Annotated in this window: 1 protein-coding gene and 1 pseudogene; both read right to left on the minus strand. The window is 75.1% G+C overall.

Features of this window, described 5'->3' with window-relative positions:
• Positions 1-194: pseudogene (locus NCC78_RS31735) on the minus strand (SMC-Scp complex subunit ScpB); the annotation flags it as partial.
• Positions 191-1,280: segregation and condensation protein A (locus NCC78_RS31740; protein WP_250799135.1), on the minus strand; the 1,090-nt coding region annotated here is incomplete at its 5' end. The pseudogene NCC78_RS31735 and the gene NCC78_RS31740, both read right to left, overlap by 4 nt.

Here is a 1,280-nt window from a genome sequence, read left to right on the forward strand (position 1 = left end):
TGAGGTTCGGGGAGGTTCAACTCTACCGGCGACCCGATCCCGCCACGGTCGTCGGCGGCCGGCGTGGCGGGCTCGTCGGACGGCTGAGCCGGCTCGGCCGGCTGGGCGGCGCGGGGCGGGGTGGGGCGCTCCCAGGGTGGGACCCAGGCCGCCGCCTGGTCGGCCAGGGAGTCCCGACGCTCCTCGTTGCTCATCCCGCTCGCTCCTCCGTCGTGGCCGTCCCGTCCCCGTCCGCCGCCCCACCCGACTCGGCCAGGGCTTCAGCGATCTCGGCCGGCCCGCCCTGGGCCTCAGCGGTCTCGGCCGGCTCGGCCGGGGCCGCAGTGGTCTCGGCCAGCTCGGCCAGGGCCTCAGCGGACTCCGTCGGAACCTCAGCCGGGTCGGCCGGGGTGCCGGCGTACTCGTCGATGTGCATGTCGGTGCCGCCGTCGGCGGGGCCGGTCCAGCGTACGGTCAGCTCCTCCAGGGCCTGCTCCTGGACGAAGGCGACCAGCCCCTCCCGGTAGAGCTCCAGCAGGGCCAGGAAGCGCGCGACCACCTCCAGGGTCGCCTCGCAGTCGGCGCAGAGCAGCGAGAACGTGGCGGTGCCGGCCCGGCGCAGCCGCTCGGCGAGGATCGCCGCGTGCTCCCGGACGCTGACCCGCACCATGTGCACGTGGGCGATGGAGACCTCCGGCACCGGCTTCGGGGTCATCGCCCGGATCGCCAGCTTGAGCAACCGTTCCGGGCCGATGCCGAGCACCAGGTCGGGCAGCGCGTCGGCGTACCGGGCCTCCAGGGTGACCGCGCGCGGGTACCGCCGGCCGCCGACCGCCTCCAGCTCGGCGATGTGCGCCGCCGCCTCCTTGTACGCCTTGTACTGCAGCAGCCGGGCGAAGAGCAGGTCCCGCGCCTCCAGCAGGGCGAGGTCCTCCTCGTCCTCGACCTCGGCGGCGGGCAGCAGCCGGGCGGCCTTCAGGTCGAGCAGGGTGGCGGCGATGAGCAGGAACTCGCTCGCCTCGTCCAGGTCCCACTGGTCGCCCATCGCCCGGATGTAGGCGATGAACTCGTCGGTGACCTGGTGCAGCGCCACCTCGGTGACGTCGAGCTTGTGCCTGCCGATCAGCTGGAGCAGCAGGTCGAACGGGCCGGTGAAGTTCGCCAGCCGGACGGTGAACCCGCTGGTCTCGGCGCCCGCGCGATCCGTGCCGGGCGCGCCCGGAGCACCGGCGGATCCGGTCGTCGCCCCGCCGGACGCCGCCGTGCCGGACGCCGTCGGCTCCGCGCCGCGTGGGGCCGGG

Origin of the sequence: Micromonospora phytophila, from assembly GCF_023656545.1 — a bacterium.
Lineage (GTDB): Bacteria > Actinomycetota > Actinomycetes > Mycobacteriales > Micromonosporaceae > Micromonospora > Micromonospora phytophila.